The sequence below is a fragment of the Alphaproteobacteria bacterium genome, assembly GCA_024244705.1.
Lineage (GTDB): Bacteria > Pseudomonadota > Alphaproteobacteria > JAAEOK01 > JAAEOK01 > JAAEOK01.
The window spans coordinates 76091-90187 of sequence record JAAEOK010000064.1; the positions used below are offsets into that span (position 1 = coordinate 76091).

The 14097-nt window shown below is 67.2% G+C and carries 14 protein-coding genes; 7 read left to right on the forward strand and 7 right to left on the reverse strand.

From position 1 onward, the window contains the following. Window positions 1-3: 3 nt before the first annotated feature. Window positions 4-885 (reverse strand): diacylglycerol kinase family lipid kinase, encoded by an 882-nt coding sequence (locus tag GY791_11415; protein MCP4329033.1) that lies wholly within the window; start codon window positions 883-885, stop codon window positions 4-6. 200 nt (window positions 886-1085) lie between these two features. Here GY791_11415 and GY791_11420 point away from each other — a divergent pair, with 200 nt between their 5' ends. The 4 genes from GY791_11420 to GY791_11435 all read left to right on the forward strand — a co-directional run bounded on the left by GY791_11420 (window position 1086) and on the right by GY791_11435 (window position 6108). After that, window positions 1086-1877, forward strand: a complete 792-nt coding sequence (locus GY791_11420) for a 3'(2'),5'-bisphosphate nucleotidase CysQ (protein MCP4329034.1) — start codon at window positions 1086-1088, stop codon at window positions 1875-1877. Between the two features lie 248 nt (window positions 1878-2125). Further along, window positions 2126-3811, forward strand: coding sequence for an ABC transporter ATP-binding protein (locus GY791_11425; GenBank protein MCP4329035.1), 1686 nt, complete (start codon window positions 2126-2128; stop codon window positions 3809-3811). A 34-nt stretch (window positions 3812-3845) separates the two neighbouring features. Next, the gene (locus GY791_11430) at window positions 3846-5141 is read left to right on the forward strand and encodes a 3-deoxy-D-manno-octulosonic acid transferase (protein ID MCP4329036.1); all 1296 of its coding nucleotides are present in this window, start codon (window positions 3846-3848) and stop codon (window positions 5139-5141) included. Continuing rightward, window positions 5128-6108: a tetraacyldisaccharide 4'-kinase gene (locus GY791_11435; GenBank protein MCP4329037.1), complete on the forward strand. Its 981-nt coding sequence runs from the start codon at window positions 5128-5130 to the stop codon at window positions 6106-6108. The genes GY791_11430 and GY791_11435 overlap by 14 nt, the downstream gene beginning before the upstream one ends. Here GY791_11435 and GY791_11440 read toward each other — a convergent pair. Then, complete coding sequence (locus GY791_11440; GenBank protein MCP4329038.1) at window positions 6105-6941, reverse strand: M23 family metallopeptidase; 837 nt, start codon at window positions 6939-6941, stop codon at window positions 6105-6107. The two genes, GY791_11435 and GY791_11440, sit on opposite strands and share 4 nt — an antisense overlap. Next, on the reverse strand, window positions 6938-8425 hold the full coding sequence (locus tag GY791_11445) for an exodeoxyribonuclease VII large subunit (GenBank protein MCP4329039.1): 1488 nt from the start codon (window positions 8423-8425) through the stop codon (window positions 6938-6940). Before GY791_11445 ends, GY791_11440 begins: the two co-directional genes overlap by 4 nt. A gap of 61 nt (window positions 8426-8486) precedes the next feature. Between GY791_11445 and purD the strand changes: the two genes are divergently transcribed. Continuing rightward, complete coding sequence (gene purD, locus GY791_11450; protein ID MCP4329040.1) at window positions 8487-9767, forward strand: phosphoribosylamine--glycine ligase; 1281 nt, start codon at window positions 8487-8489, stop codon at window positions 9765-9767. 4 nt (window positions 9768-9771) lie between these two features. Here the strand turns inward: purD and GY791_11455 are convergent, their stop codons facing one another. From GY791_11455 to GY791_11470, 4 genes are all read right to left on the reverse strand, one after another. Next, window positions 9772-10305 (reverse strand): TlpA family protein disulfide reductase, encoded by a 534-nt coding sequence (locus GY791_11455; GenBank protein ID MCP4329041.1) that lies wholly within the window; start codon window positions 10303-10305, stop codon window positions 9772-9774. Window positions 10306-10419: 114 nt separating this feature from the next. Continuing rightward, window positions 10420-10866 (reverse strand): nucleoside deaminase, encoded by a 447-nt coding sequence (locus GY791_11460; protein ID MCP4329042.1) that lies wholly within the window; start codon window positions 10864-10866, stop codon window positions 10420-10422. 81 nt (window positions 10867-10947) lie between these two features. Continuing rightward, window positions 10948-11637, reverse strand: coding sequence for a hypothetical protein (locus GY791_11465; protein MCP4329043.1), 690 nt, complete (start codon window positions 11635-11637; stop codon window positions 10948-10950). A gap of 55 nt (window positions 11638-11692) precedes the next feature. Continuing rightward, window positions 11693-12106, reverse strand: coding sequence for a winged helix-turn-helix transcriptional regulator (locus GY791_11470; protein ID MCP4329044.1), 414 nt, complete (start codon window positions 12104-12106; stop codon window positions 11693-11695). Window positions 12107-12305: 199 nt separating this feature from the next. Here GY791_11470 and GY791_11475 point away from each other — a divergent pair, with 199 nt between their 5' ends. Together GY791_11475 and rsmD are read left to right on the forward strand one after the other, a co-directional pair. Beyond that, the gene (locus tag GY791_11475) at window positions 12306-13055 is read left to right on the forward strand and encodes an rRNA pseudouridine synthase (GenBank protein ID MCP4329045.1); all 750 of its coding nucleotides are present in this window, start codon (window positions 12306-12308) and stop codon (window positions 13053-13055) included. Beyond that, on the forward strand, window positions 13052-13615 hold the full coding sequence (rsmD, locus tag GY791_11480) for a 16S rRNA (guanine(966)-N(2))-methyltransferase RsmD (GenBank protein MCP4329046.1): 564 nt from the start codon (window positions 13052-13054) through the stop codon (window positions 13613-13615). The genes GY791_11475 and rsmD overlap by 4 nt, the downstream gene beginning before the upstream one ends. The last annotated feature ends 482 nt before the right edge of the window (window positions 13616-14097 follow it).

Consider the following 14097-nt stretch of genomic DNA (forward strand, 5'->3'; position numbering starts at 1 on the left):
TCCTCAACCCTTCGGCACGATCAGCGACAACGGCGTCGGGTCCAGGGTCACCGTCAGCGGCAGGGTGGTCGCATCGTCGCCGTCGCACTGGACCGGATCGCCGGCCGGGCCGCGCACGACGACACGCCTGCCGGTCACGATGCGATAGCCGGCGAGCCTGGGTAAGAACCCGAGCAGCAGCCCGGCGCCGTAGCGCAGCATGTTCCAGCGCCCCGGCCGCTCGACCAGGCAGACCTCGAAACTGGCATTACCGAGGCGCGCGTCGGGGGCGAAGACGAAGCGCCCGCCGTAGTAGCGCCCGTTGGCGATGACCACGGCGGCCGCCCGGAACGGCCGGCCGTCGATGTCGATCTCATAGAGACCGCCGCCACCGCGGACGAAGACCGTGATCGCGCTCCAACCATAGGCGGCCTTGCCGATCCACCGCTTCAGGCCGAGGTCGATGCCGTGGACGACATGGGCGTTGAAACCCACTTCGGCCATCATGGCGAAGGCGCGGCCGTTGGCGCGCCCGATATAGGCAGAACGCAACGCGCCCTCGATGAGCGCCGCCGCCACCGATTCGGGCCGACGGGGTAGTCCGATCTCGGCGGCCAAGACGTTCGCGGTACCGAGCGGAATCAGGCCAAGCGGCATCGGGGCGCCGGCGAGCCCATTGACCACCTCGTTGATGGTCCCGTCCCCGCCGGCGGCGACGACCGCCTCGAAGGGCTCGGCGGCGGCGGCACGCGCCAATTCCGTGGCGCTCTCCGGCCCGCTGGTCTCGCGCACCGTGAGGCGGCATCCACGCTCCTCGAGCGCGGCGGCGACGGCATCATAGAATCGTGTCCGCCGCCGTCCCGCGGTCGGATTGTGGATGATGCAGAGATCGCGTCGCGGTTTCACGTGTACTGGTCCGAGTGGCGACGATGCTTCCATGATCCGCGCAAGGATAAAGAGGACGTTCTTAGGGCACCAACAATAACCATTCGACTATTCTACGTGGCGCCACTCGGGAACCGCATCGAGCGACCAATTTCTCCGCAATCTGGTGCCGATGGCTTAGCCCGCTGGCATATCCGCCACTCGACACCTATTCTCCGCTCATGTCGGGACCCCACCCCTACCAAGACGATTTGGATCTGCTCACGGCGGCCGTGCGCGCGGCGGGTGCCATCGCCATGGGCCATTTCGGCGGCAATATTCGAAGTTGGGAGAAGGGTCCGAACGACCCGGTCAGCGAAGCCGACATCGAAGTCAACGATCACCTCGAAGCCGTGCTCCGCGCCGCGCGTCCGGCCTATGGCTGGCTGTCGGAGGAGAGCGCCGACGAGGCGGGACGGCTGGACGCAGACCGCGTCTGGGTCATCGACCCGATCGACGGCACCCGCGCCTTTCTTGGCGGACGTCGCGAATTTTCCGTATCCGCAGCGCTGTTGGCGGGAAACAGGCCGGTCATTGGAATCGTCTACAGCCCATCGACCGACGAATTCTACGAGGCGATCGAGGACGGCGGCGCCCGTCTTAACGGTAGCCCGATTTCGGTGTCCGCGCAGACACAGATTGGCGGCGCGCGCATCCTCACCAGCCGCAGCGAAACGAAAAAGCGGCGCTGGGATATTGCCCTCGCCGAGTGCGAGGTCAGCGCCATCAGCTCGGTGGCGCTCAAGCTGGCGCGAGTCGCCGCCGGCCTCGTCGACGCCACGATCAGCCGGTGGCCGAAGCGCGATTGGGATATCGCCGCGGGCGACGTATTGGTCCGCGAAGGCGGCGGCAGCGTGATCGAGCCGGACGGCGCGCCCCTCCACTACAATAGCGTGGGCGCGCGCCACCCGGGCATCATCGCCGGCGGCAGCGCGCTGGTCGAGGCCTTGCGCCGTCGTGCCGCCGATCTTTGACAACAAACTCCTGGCGCCGGCCTTCGATGTCGGTTCTGGCCCCCCACCCGAACGCGTGATATTTTCCGGCATCACGGATTCCGGCGGTCACCGGGCTTAATCCTGGGTTTTAGAGGACTCCGCAGAGCTTGCAAATCGACTATCTCAGTCCGGTGGCGCTCGATGCGCCGACCCGAGTGCTGCTATCGCGGCTCTACCGCGATTACATACGCCGCCGCTTGCGGCCGATCCTGGTCGCCATCGTATGCATGCTGATGGCCTCCGGCGCGACGATCCTCCTGGCCAAGATGATCGAGCCGATGCTCGATCGCATCTTCGATCGCCAGGACAGCACCTTCGTCCTGCCGATCGCCGGCGCCTTGATCGCGATCGGGATCATGCGCGGAATCGGCGTCTATGGCCAAACGATGCTAATGGCCCAGGTCTCGAATGCGATCATTCGGGACATCCGATCCAAGCTTTTCGGACACCTCATGCGCGCCGACCTGGCGCTCTTTCAGAGCGTGTCGACCGGCCATCTGATGTCACGCATTTCCGGCGATACCGACGCCATCAAGGCGGCGCTGGCGGGGACCTTCGTCGCTGCCGGCAGGGACTTCTTCACTGCATTCGGCCTGGTCGTCTTGATGTTCTATCAGGATTGGCAGCTGGCCTTGTTCGCGGTCGTCGGCATCCCCATCGTGATCTACGTGGTCGTCCGATTGGGCCAGCGCATGCGCCGATTGTCGCGCGCGACCCACGAAAAGCGGGCTGCCCTGATGACTCTTTTCGACGAGGCGTTTCGCGGCGCCCGCAACGTAAAATCCTATGCCATGGAAGAAATCGAGACGCGGCGCGCGGCCGCCGATATCGGCGAAATCTATCGCCTCCAAATGAAACAGGAAAAAACCCGGGCGATCATCAATCCGTTTATCGAACTGATCTTCGGCGTCGCCATCGCCTGCGTCGTCACGTATGGCGGCTATCAGGTCATCGCCGGCGCCATGACCGGTGGCGAGTTCTTTTCATTCCTGGCCGCCTTGATGCTGTGCCTTGGCCCGAGCCGGCGGCTGACGCAGGTCAATCTCCTGCTGCAGAACGGGTTGGCCGCCACGCAACGCGTTTTCGACCTGATGGATGTCGAGCCGACGATCGTCGACCGACCGGGAGCGGTGCCGCTACGCGTCGATCACGGTGAGATCAAACTGGACAACGTCAGGTTCTCCTACGTCAACGAGCAGGCCGCGCTCGAAGGCGTGTCGCTGACCGTCCCGGCCGGCAAGACGGCCGCCCTGGTCGGACCCTCGGGTGCCGGCAAATCGACCGTCCTCAATGTCATTCCGAGGTTCTACGATATCGACGCCGGCGCCGTCACGATCGACGGTCAGGACGTCCGCGGGGTAACTATGAAATCGCTGCGCGCCGCCATCGGGCTGGTCAGCCAGGAGGTCACCCTGTTCGACGATACGGTGCGGGCCAACATTGCCTATGGCCGCCCCGATGCGAGCGACGCCGAGATCGTCGCGGCGGCGCGGCGCGCCGGCGCCCACGAGTTCATCTCGGCCCTGCCCGATCAATACGATACGGTGGTCGGCGGCCGCGGCGAGCGGCTCTCGGGCGGACAACGCCAGCGGATCGCGATCGCCCGCGCCATGATCAAGAACGCGCCCATCTTGCTGCTCGACGAGGCAACCTCGTCCCTCGACACCACGTCGGAGCGCCAGATCCAGGCAGCTCTGGCTGAGTTGATGCGCGGCCGCACCACCCTGGTCGTCGCCCATCGCCTGTCGACCATCATCCACGCCGACATCATCTATGTCATCGACGGCGGCCGTATTATCGAATCCGGAAGCCATCATGAGCTGCTTGCCCGCGGCAACCTCTATGCCCGGCTTCAAGCCGCGCAATCCGTGTCCGAGACGAAGGAGCCGCTCGAAAGGCGTGCCCGCGCCTGAGCGCGGTCGAGCACCGTCGCGAACCGCCGCCGTGATGACCCCATCGATCTACCGCTGCCTTAGCGCCGCCGCCGCGCCATTGTTCAAGGCCAAGTTGCGCCGCCGCGCGGCCATCGGCAAGGAAGACGCCGGTCGGCTCGAAGAGAGGCTCGGCACCGCCAGCTTGGCGCGGCCCGACGGATCGCTGGTCTGGGTTCACGCGATCAGCGTCGGTGAGACCATCAACGTCTTGCCGCTGATCGCCAAGCTGATTGATACTTACCCGCGCATATCCGTCTTATTGACCACCGGCACGACGACCTCGGCGAGTCTCGCCGCCGACCTCTTGCCGCCCCGCTGCCGGCACCAATTCGTGCCGATCGACCTGCCCGGCGCGGTGCGCCGGTTTCTCGACCACTGGCGCCCCGATCTCGGCCTGTTCGTCGAATCCGAACTGTGGCCCAATCTGCTGCTCGGCGCCGCCGCCCGCGATGTGCCGCTGGCGCTGGTCGGCGGCCGCATGTCGGAGCGAACATGGCGCCGATGGCAGCGGATGCCGCGTCTGATCGCGCCGACATTGGCGACGTTCGACCTCGTGCTGGCGCGCAGCATAACCGACGCCGATAGGTTCACCGACCTCGGCGCGGCCGACGTGCGTTGCGTCGGCGACCTCAAATCCGCGGCCCCGCCGCTGCCCGTCGACGACGCCGCGGCCGCCACGATGCGGGGCTGGATCGGCGCGCGTCCGCTGTGGCTCGCCGCCAGCACCCACGCCGGCGAGGAGGAGGCCGTGGCCGAGGTTCATGCGCGGCTCAAACCCGCGCGACCCGACCTTCTGACCGTCATCGTCCCGCGTCATCCGGAGCGCGGCAGCGAAATCGCGCAATCGCTGGAGGGCCGCGGCTGGCGGACGGCCAGGCGCTCGCAATCGGCGCCGATCGGCGCGGCGACGGATATCTATCTCGCCGACACCCTGGGCGAACTCGGTCTTTTCTACCGGCTGACCGAGATCGCCTTCATTGGCGGCTCGCTGGTCCCGCAAGGCGGCCACAACCTGCTCGAGGCGGCGCGGCTCGATTGCGCAATCCTGCATGGTCCGCTGATGACGAATTTCCACGACATGGCCGAAGAGTTTCGCCGGGAAGTGGCCGCCATCGAGGTCGCGGACGCGGACGCGCTGTCGGTCGCGGTCGAAGAACTACTGACCGACGCGGCGGAGCGCCGGCGCCTGGCTTCCGCCGCCAGGCATGTCGCGGCAAACGAGGCCGGAATCCTCGAGGCGACGTTCGCGGCGCTGAGCCCCCTCCTCGACCGCGCGGTCGATGAAAGTGACCGGCATGCGCGCGCCTGAGTTTTGGCAGCAAGACGGATTGGTGCCCCTGCTGGCGACGCCCGCGTCATGGCTCTACCAGGGTATCGAGGCGGTCAAACGAGCGATGACCACGCCCTGGCGGGCACCGATTCCGGTCATCTGTATCGGAAACGTCAACCTTGGCGGCGCCGGCAAGACGCCGACCGCGCTGGCCGTCGGCGCGCGGCTGATCGAACGCGGCCATCGCGTCCATTTTCTGATCCGCGGCTATGGCGGCCGGACGCGGGGGCCGCTGCGGGTCGACCTCGACCTCCACGACGCGCGCACGGTCGGCGATGAAGCCTTGCTGCTGGCGCGCCTGGCGCCGACCTGGGTCGGCGCGGACAGGCGGCGCAGCGCCGCCCGCGCCGCCGAAAGCGGCGCCGAGATCTTGGTCATGGACGACGGCTTTCAAAACCCATCCCTGGTCAAGGACCTGTCATTGGTCGTCATCGATCTCGATCAAGGGTTCGGCAACCGGCGGGTTTTTCCCGCCGGTCCCCTGCGCGAACCGTTGGCCCAAGCGCTCTCCCGAGCCGACGCCTTGGTCTTGATCGGCGGCGACGCCACGGCATCGGCGACGGTTTCAGGCGCCGGACTGCCGGTGCTGCGCGCGCGCATCGTCCCTCACGAAAGTGCGCTCCAGCTACGCCGCCAACGGGTGGCCGCGTTCGCCGGCATCGCGCGCCCGGCCAAGTTTTTCGACACCCTCGACGCGATCGGCGTCGATGTCGCGGTGCGCCGCGCGTTTTCGGATCACTACCGCTACAGCGCCGAGGACATCATGGCGATTTGCGAGGAGGCCGCCGCGCTGGGCGCCGAACCGGTCACCACCGAAAAGGACTATGCCCGCCTCGACGCCGCGATGCGGCCGATGGTCCGCGCGGTCGCCGTTTCCCTGGTCTTCGACAGCCCCGCGCGCCTCGACGCGCTGTTGGACCGCGCCCGCCATGCGGGGTCCGGCTAGTCGGCTTTCGCTTCGGCCTCCGGCATTGGCCCGGCGAGGAGTTCGGGATCGAGCCGCGCCGACAACAAATTGACCCGCCAATCGAGATGGGGGCCGGTCGACCGGCCGGTCGAGCCGACCGCTCCGATGAGTTCGCCCTGAGTCACCGCCTGGCCCTCGGCGACGGCGATGGAGCTGAGATGGAGGAACGTCGAATTGAGCCCGCGGCCGTGGTCGACGATGATCGTCTTACCGGTGAAGAACATGTCCGGGTGAACCATGGTGACGATACCGGCGGCCGGCGCCACGACCGGTGTTCCCGCGGGCGCCGCGATGTCGATCCCGTAATGGGGCTGGCGCGGCTCGCCGTTGAGAAAGCGCGCGGTGCCGTAAACCCCGGTGATCACGCCGCTCGTCGGCCACACGAACCCGCTGTCGAACAGCGGCGTCGCCGAATAGACCGCGCGCGCCGCGCTGATGATCTTTTGCTCGTCGCGGATGCGCCTGAGATCGTCGTCGTTGGGCGTTACCTTGCGGCTCGGCAGCCCGTTGATGCGCTGCTCGCCATAGGTGCGTTGGGCGATCGAGAGGGACCGCGACATTACGGTTCCGTCCGGCAGACGAACCTCGAGCGTCGCGGCGGGCGCGGCGGTGCGGCTGAAACCGAGCAGGAAGCGGCCATCGGCGGCGACCGCCGTCGCCTCGTCGTCGAGCCGAACTTGGGCTCCCGGAACCGTCTGTCCCTGCACCAGCCCGCCCTGGATGAACGCTCCGCTCAACCCGAGCGGCGTCTCGGCCCTGGCGATGCCCACCGCGACCCACAGGGCGAGGACGATCAGAAATAGGCGTTTCACAGCAGGGAGCCCTGGTCGGCTTTGCGTGGCGAGCGTTTGCGGCTCGGCTTGGTCGGGCCGCCGGCGATCACGGCGGGCGCGGCGCCGTCGTGGAAGCGGAGGTCGACCGCCATTCCCGGTCTGGCGCTCGCGGCCGACAGCACGGGCCGGCCGGTATCGTCGCGGACCAGAACAAAGCCGCGCTCGAGCACCCGCTGGTAGGAATAGCTGTTGAGCAATTCGGTCGCCGCCGCGAGGCGGTTGCGACCCGCATCGACCGCCGCCTTGGCGCCGCGATCGGCGCGCGCCGACAGCTCGCTCAAGCGGACCCCGCCACGGTTTATCTCCTGGCGCAACGGTCCGTCGCGATGGCGCCCGGCGGCGGCGCCGAATGCGGCACGCTTGGCCGCGACCAGAACGCCGAGGGTGTGCCCAAGTTGGGGCAGGCGCTCGAGACGATGGCCGCGGTCGGCGAGCACGCCGGATAGGGCGCGGCCGAGGCGTTCGCCACGGTCGTCGAGGCCTTGCCGCGCGGTGTCGAGCAGAACGTCGGGTCGCGGCAGCCCGCGCGCCAATCCGGCGACCCGCAGACGGCGATCCTCGAGCAGGCGCGCCACGGCGCCGACCATGCGGCGGGCGTCGTCGAGTACTTGGGCGCTCAGTTCGGCACGCACCGGAACCGCAATTTCCGCCGCCGCGGTCGGCGTCGGCGCCCGCCGGTCGGCGGCGAAATCGATCAGCGTGGTATCGGTCTCGTGGCCGACCGCGGAGATCAATGGGATCGTGGAGGCCGCGGCGGCGCGAACCACGACTTCCTCGTTGAACGCCCACAAATCCTCGAGGCTGCCGCCGCCGCGGGCGACGATCAGCACGTCGGGCCGCCGAACCGCACCGTCATCGGGAAGCGCGTTGAAGCCGCTGATGGCAGCGGCGATCTGTTCGGCCGCGCCGTCGCCTTGGACCAGCACCGGCCAGAGCAGGACGTGGCGCGGGAACCGGTCGGCCAGACGATGCAGGATGTCACGAATGACGGCACCGGTCGGCGACGTGACGACACCCACGATTTCGGGCAGAAACGGGAGCGACTGTTTGCGCGCCTCATCGAACAGCCCTTCGGCGGCGAGCTTCTTGCGCCGGTCCTCCAACAGCTTGAGCAGCGCCCCCTCGCCCGCCACCTCGAGCGCTTCGACGATGACCTGATAGCGCGAACGTCCCGGATAGGACGATATCCGCCCGGTGGCGATAACCTCGAGCCCGTCCTCGGGCGTGACGGACAGGCGTCCGGCGGTGCCGCGCCAGCAGACGGCGTCGAGCACCGCCTGTTCGTCCTTGAGCGCGAAATACATGTGACCGGAGGCGGCACGCTTGAAGCCGGAGATTTCACCGCGGATTCGAACATTGCCGTAGCTGTCCTCGAGCGTGCGCTTGATGGCGCGCGAAATCTCGCTGACCGTGTATTCGGGCAGATTGTGGGCGGCGACGGAATCGATCGGGTTTTCGGCCATCGGCGGTGCCAATTATGGTACAAAACAGACCTCGGCGAATGCTAGGGGATAAGGTGGGGGAATGGAAGTTCTGGTCGTCGGCTCGGGCGGACGGGAGCACGCGTTGTGCTGGAAATTGGCGGCTTCGCCGCTGTGCACCAAACTCTATTGCGCCCCCGGCAATGCCGGCATCGCCGATGAGGCCGAATGCGTCGCCATCGGCGCCGCGGATGTCGACGCGCTGGTCGATTTCGCCAAGGCCAATACCATCGACCTCGTCGTCGTCGGTCCCGAAGCGCCGTTGGTCGGGGGCTTGGTCGACCGCCTCGATGCGGAGGGAATCCTCGCCTTCGGACCGACCGCCGACGCCGCCATTCTCGAAGGCTCGAAGGGGTTCATGAAGGACCTCTGCGCCAATTACGGCATCCCGACGGCGGATTACGGCCGATTCACCGATGCCGGCGCGGCCAAGGCATTCGTCCGCCAGCGCGGCGCACCGATCGTGGTCAAGGCCGACGGCCTCGCCACCGGCAAGGGCGTGATCCTGTGCGACAGCATCGACGAGGCGGAGACCGCGATCGATCAGATGATGGGCGAGCGCATGTTCGGCGCCGCCGGCGACGAAGTCGTCATCGAGGAATTGCTGGTCGGCGAAGAGGTGAGCTTTATCGCCCTGGTCGACGGCGAAACCGTCTTGCCGCTGGCGTCGTCGCAAGACCACAAGGCGGTCGGCGACGGCGACACCGGACGCAATACCGGCGGCATGGGCGCCTATTCGCCGGCGCCCGTGGTCGACGATGCCCTCGCCGACGAGATCATGGCCCGCGTCATGCGCCCCACCGTCGAAGCCATGAAGGCCGAAGGGCGGCGGTTCAAGGGCGTGCTCTATGCCGGGCTGATGATTACCGCCGACGGTCCCCGGGTGCTGGAGTTCAACGTCCGCTTCGGCGACCCCGAATGCCAGCCGCTGATGATGCGGATGATGTCCGACCTGTTGCCGGCGCTGGTGGCGTCCGCGGAGGGCGTCTTGGATCGTTTCGATCTGCGCTGGTATCCGGATGCGGCGCTGTGCGTCGTGATGGCGACCAGGGGCTATCCGGGGGCTTACGACAAAGGCAGCGAGATCAGGGGCCTCGACCGGCTTTCCGGGCGCGACGACGTCGCCGTCTTCCACGCCGGCACCACGGCGAAGGACGGCCGCATCTTGGCCGCCGGCGGCCGCGTCCTCGGTGTCACCGCGCTCGGCGCCGACGTCGCCGAAGCGCAGCGACAGGCCTATGCCGCAATCGACATGATCGACTGGCCGCAAGGTTTCTGCCGCCGCGACATCGGCTGGCGCGCGATCGGGCGGCAGACGCCGTGACCGATCACAGCGCGGCCTCGATGGCGGCGCGCAGATCGGTCATATCCGGATTGGTCACCGTTGCCCCCGCGGCGTGGATGAAGTGCAGCGCCGCCCGGCCGGCGCGGTCGAACACGAAGACGGTCGGAATGCGGTCGATGCCGCCGAAAATGTGCTCGGTTTCGTCGTCCGAGGCGACGATCGAGAATGTCGGCCCGGTGCGCGCGAGGAAACGGTCGAGCCGGCCGCCGTCGTCCTTGAAGCTGCTCCAATCCTCGAACAAATTGATCGCGATAATGGTCACATCGTCGGCGTCGTAGTCCGCGCGCAGCTCATTCAGGTGGGCGAACTCGATCACGCATGGCGGGCACCAGGAGGCGAAGAAGCTGACCACGACGACGGTGCCGTCGAGGCGGTCCCGGTTGACCGCGGGACCCTGGATAAGAGGCCGTTCGACGACATGTTTCTTGAGCATGGCGTCGAGATCCACGCTTTCGCCGGAGCGCGCGGGCGCGGCGACAACGCAGATGACGAAAAGCGAGACTAGCAACCGGCTCATCGCCTTTATCTGGCGCCGGCAATTGCAAAACGCCAGGCCTCAAACTCGGCTACACGGAGATGTGACCGCCGCGAACCGGCGACCGAGGAACGACCTATTTGCCGCTCGGAACGGTCACCGCGGCAGTTCGCGCCGTAGCGCGAAGAAATCGCGCAGCAGGTCGCCGCAGCGGGTCTCGTCGATGCCGCCGACCACTTCCGGACTGTGGTGGCAGGTCGGCTGGGTAAAGAACCGCGGGCCGTGGTCGACCGCGCCGCCCTTGGGATCGTAGGCGCCGAAATGGAGGCGGCGTAGGCGGGCGAAGGAAATCGCCGCGGCGCACATGGCGCAGGGTTCGAGGGTCACATAAAGATCGCATTCGGGCAGACGGGCCGCCCCCTCGGCGGCGGCGGCGGCGCGAATCGCCAGCATCTCGGCGTGCGCCGTCGGGTCTCCCATCTCCTCGGTGCGGTTGCCGTCGCGGGCGAGGATGGTCCCGGTCTCGGCCTCGACGATGACCGCGCCGACGGGAACTTCGCCGCGTTCGGCGGCGGCGCGGGCGGCGGCCAGGGCGAGATCCATGAAGGTGGTGGGACTGCCACTCATGCTCTTCACCCTGACCCGAGCCCGCGATGCGGTCAAGACGGTGGGGCGTAACCGGCGCTAACCGCGACGCGCCACAACCACCGGATCCGCCGCCGCCGACGGTTGCCGCAACTGAAGCAGCGCGACGGCGTGCATCAGGATGAAGACCGGGACCGCTAATCCCGGGATCAACACCAGGGGCAAGAGGTTCAACGGCGCGGTCGTAACCTCACCGGCGAGGACACCGGCCGCGGATCCCGACACCAACAACCCGGTCGCGAAGGCGACGACGAAATCGGCCAATCCAAGCCAGTTCCACAGGACGAACGACCGTCGTGAGGCACCGCCATTGTAAAGCGCGGCGACGAAGAAGGGCGCCGCGAGGCCGACCGCGAGGTCGCCCAATCCGGCCGGAAAAGCGAAGAATCCGGGCAGCACGTCCCACGCATAGAGGAACAGAAACCCGGTGCCGACCACGCGCCAGGCCTGAAACGCGGTGATCAGGCCGAGGTCGAGTCCGAGGACGAAGGCACGGAAGCGGGACGAAAAACGGTAGGCGGCGCCGAAGACGCCGACCGGCAGGGCGACGCCGGCGATCAAGCCGAGCGGCAGCTCGCCGGGGTCATCGGCGAAGGCGCCCGCCGCGACCGCGACCAACACGGCGGCAAGCCACAGCGTCAGCACGACGAAGGTGATCGGACCTGGTGCGGTAGCGGCGATGGGAACTGCCGGTGCCGCGGCGGCGAAATCTTGTGATGTGGTGGTCATAGTCGATACTCCTCAAGAATGTGTAATTACACTTATATTTCCAAAAAAAGGGACCTCAGCCACGCCGGGTAACATCGACCGCGGCGTTCAAGTCTGCAATCAAACGGTCCAATCTCGCACTGCCGAGTTTGGTTTCGACCTTCTTCTGAGCCGATCGCCACAACGGCAGTGCCTCGGCCTGCGTCCGACGCCCGGACTCGGTCAGGTCGAGGATACGCTGGCGGCGGTCCGTGCCACCCACTTCCCGAACCAGGCCGCGGTCGATCAGCGGCCGCAGGTTGCGGGTCAGCGTCGTCCGATCCATGACCAAGGCGTCGGCGAACGCCGACAGCGGCAGCGGACCTTCGACCACCAATACCGTCAACAAGCTGAACTGCGTCGCCTTCAGCCCGGCCGGGCGCAGCACCGAATCGTAGTACTGGGTCACGGCGCGGCTCGCCTTGCGCAGGTTGAAGTTGGCGCACCTCACAGCCTCACGGCCAGATTGAGTGGATTTCGACGTGTTCATAAGTTAGTGTATATACACATATATAATTCATGTCAAGAGCAGCGGCGGCGATTGGCGGGGAACAACCGAAACCGCTTTCCTTGGCCGGGACCAGGCGTAGACTGCGCGCCATGATCAGGCACCACAGCGATTCCCCGCAGCGCCGACGACGCGCCGATCGATGACCGAGCCAAAACGCGACCGTTTGGCCAAGGCGATGGCCCGCGCCGGCTTGTGCTCGCGCCGCGAAGCGGAGACCTGGATCACGGCCGGGCGGGTCCGCGTGGACGACGTGCTCGTGACCACGCCGGCCTTTGGCGTCGGACCGGAAAACCGGATCGAGGTCGATGGCAAACCACTGCCGGCGCCGGAACCGACGCGGCTGTGGCGCTACCACAAGCCGGCCGGACTGGTCACCACCAACCGCGACCCCGAAGGCCGCAAGACCGTTTTCGAGGCGCTTCCGCCATCGATGCCGCGCGTCGTCTCGATCGGCCGTCTCGATCTCACCTCCGAGGGCGTGCTCCTGCTCACCAACGACGGCGCCCTGGCCCGCTATCTCGAACTGCCGTCGACCGGCTGGACCCGGCGCTATCGCGTGCGCGTCCATGGGCGGGTCGACCCGGCGCAATTGGCCAAACTCGGCCGCGGGGTGACCATTGACGGGGTTCGCTACGGTCCCATCGCCGCCGCGCTCGACCGTCAACAGGGCGCCAACGCCTGGCTCACGCTGTCGCTGCGCGAAGGCAAGAACCGCGAGGTGCGCCGCGTCCTCGAGCAATTCGGCTGGCCGGTCAACCGGCTCATTCGAACCGCCTACGGACCGTTCCAGCTTGGCAATCTGAAGCCCGGTGATATCGCCGAGGTGCGCCCCCGCGCCCTCCGCGACCAGCTCGGTTCGGCGGCAAAGCAGTTCCTCACGCCGACATGAGGGTCGTCGCCGGCCGCTTCCGGGGCCGTGTCCTGCTCGCCCCCAAGGGCCGCGCGTTGAGGCCGACCGCCGACCGCGTGCGCGAAGCCCTGTTCAACCGGCTGGCCCACGCCGGCTGGGGAGACGACAACGGCGGCGTAGTGCCCGGCGCCCATGTACTCGACGCCTTCGCCGGCACCGGCGCGCTCGGCATCGAAGCGCTGTCGCGAGGCGCCGCCGATATCGCCTTCATCGACAACGATCCGGCGGCGCGGGCGATTGTCGCGCGCAACCTCAAGGGAATGAATGCGGAACGGCAAGCCCGGATCGTTAACGCCGACGTTTTGGAACCGCCACCGGCGCCGGTCGCCTGCGGCCTCATCCTGATGGACCCGCCCTATGGCACCGACCTCGCGGCAGCGGCCCTGATCGCCCTAAGGCATCGCGGCTGGGTCGCGCCCGGCGCCATCGCTGCGCTCGAGGTGGCGGCCAAGCAAGCCTTCGACCCGCCCGCAGGCTTTACCGTCATCGACTCCCGGCGTTACGGCGCTGCGCGGCTCATCTTCCTGACAGCCGCGTGAGAGGAGTGCATCTCGTCGATCGGCGAGAATTCGCGCCGCGACCAGATCAGCCAGCAGTCTGTTGCCGCTCTCGTTGAAGTGTCGGTCGCCGAGCGCGTTGCGATCGACAGCGTCGTCGAAAAAGATATCGTCCGCGACCGCCTCGGAGCGTGAGTCCGCGGATCCGCAACCGTCGACCGGCGGTAACCCCGACCCGCCGAACCAGGCGTCGATAAGATCGGGACGACGACCGATGGCACGGCGAAGTGCGGCATAGTCACGAACCATCCAGTCGCACATGTTCCGGTCCGACGATGCGACATAGAAGGCCTGGGGCGGGATCAAGACATAGTAGGTCTCGAATCCGTGTTGTTCGGCCAATTGCTCAAGTCTTGCGATTGCCAATTCGATCTTTCGTGCCGTCCGCAACGTGCCGCCTGTGGGGTCGCCCTCGTGGTCTTCCCGCCAAACCGTCTCCGCTGCCTTGAGGATCAGTCTCATGA

Bases quoted from the DNA above. Each gene is read 5' to 3' on its own strand.
- GY791_11420 (MCP4329034.1), top strand. From the start codon at position 1,086: ATGTCGGGACCCCACCCCTACCAAGACGATTTGGATCTGCTCACGGCG.
- GY791_11425 (MCP4329035.1), top strand. From the start codon at position 2,126: ATGCTGATGGCCTCCGGCGCGACGATCCTCCTGGCCAAGATGATCGAG.
- GY791_11430 (MCP4329036.1), top strand. From the start codon at position 3,846: ATGACCCCATCGATCTACCGCTGCCTTAGCGCCGCCGCCGCGCCATTG.
- GY791_11435 (MCP4329037.1), top strand. From the start codon at position 5,128: ATGCGCGCGCCTGAGTTTTGGCAGCAAGACGGATTGGTGCCCCTGCTG.
- GY791_11445 (MCP4329039.1), bottom strand. From the start codon at position 8,425: ATGGCCGAAAACCCGATCGATTCCGTCGCCGCCCACAATCTGCCCGAA.
- purD (MCP4329040.1), top strand. From the start codon at position 8,487: ATGGAAGTTCTGGTCGTCGGCTCGGGCGGACGGGAGCACGCGTTGTGC.
- GY791_11455 (MCP4329041.1), bottom strand. From the start codon at position 10,305: ATGAGCCGGTTGCTAGTCTCGCTTTTCGTCATCTGCGTTGTCGCCGCG.
- GY791_11460 (MCP4329042.1), bottom strand. From the start codon at position 10,866: ATGGATCTCGCCCTGGCCGCCGCCCGCGCCGCCGCCGAACGCGGCGAA.
- GY791_11465 (MCP4329043.1), bottom strand. From the start codon at position 11,637: ATGACCACCACATCACAAGATTTCGCCGCCGCGGCACCGGCAGTTCCC.
- GY791_11475 (MCP4329045.1), top strand. From the start codon at position 12,306: ATGACCGAGCCAAAACGCGACCGTTTGGCCAAGGCGATGGCCCGCGCC.
- rsmD (MCP4329046.1), top strand. From the start codon at position 13,052: ATGAGGGTCGTCGCCGGCCGCTTCCGGGGCCGTGTCCTGCTCGCCCCC.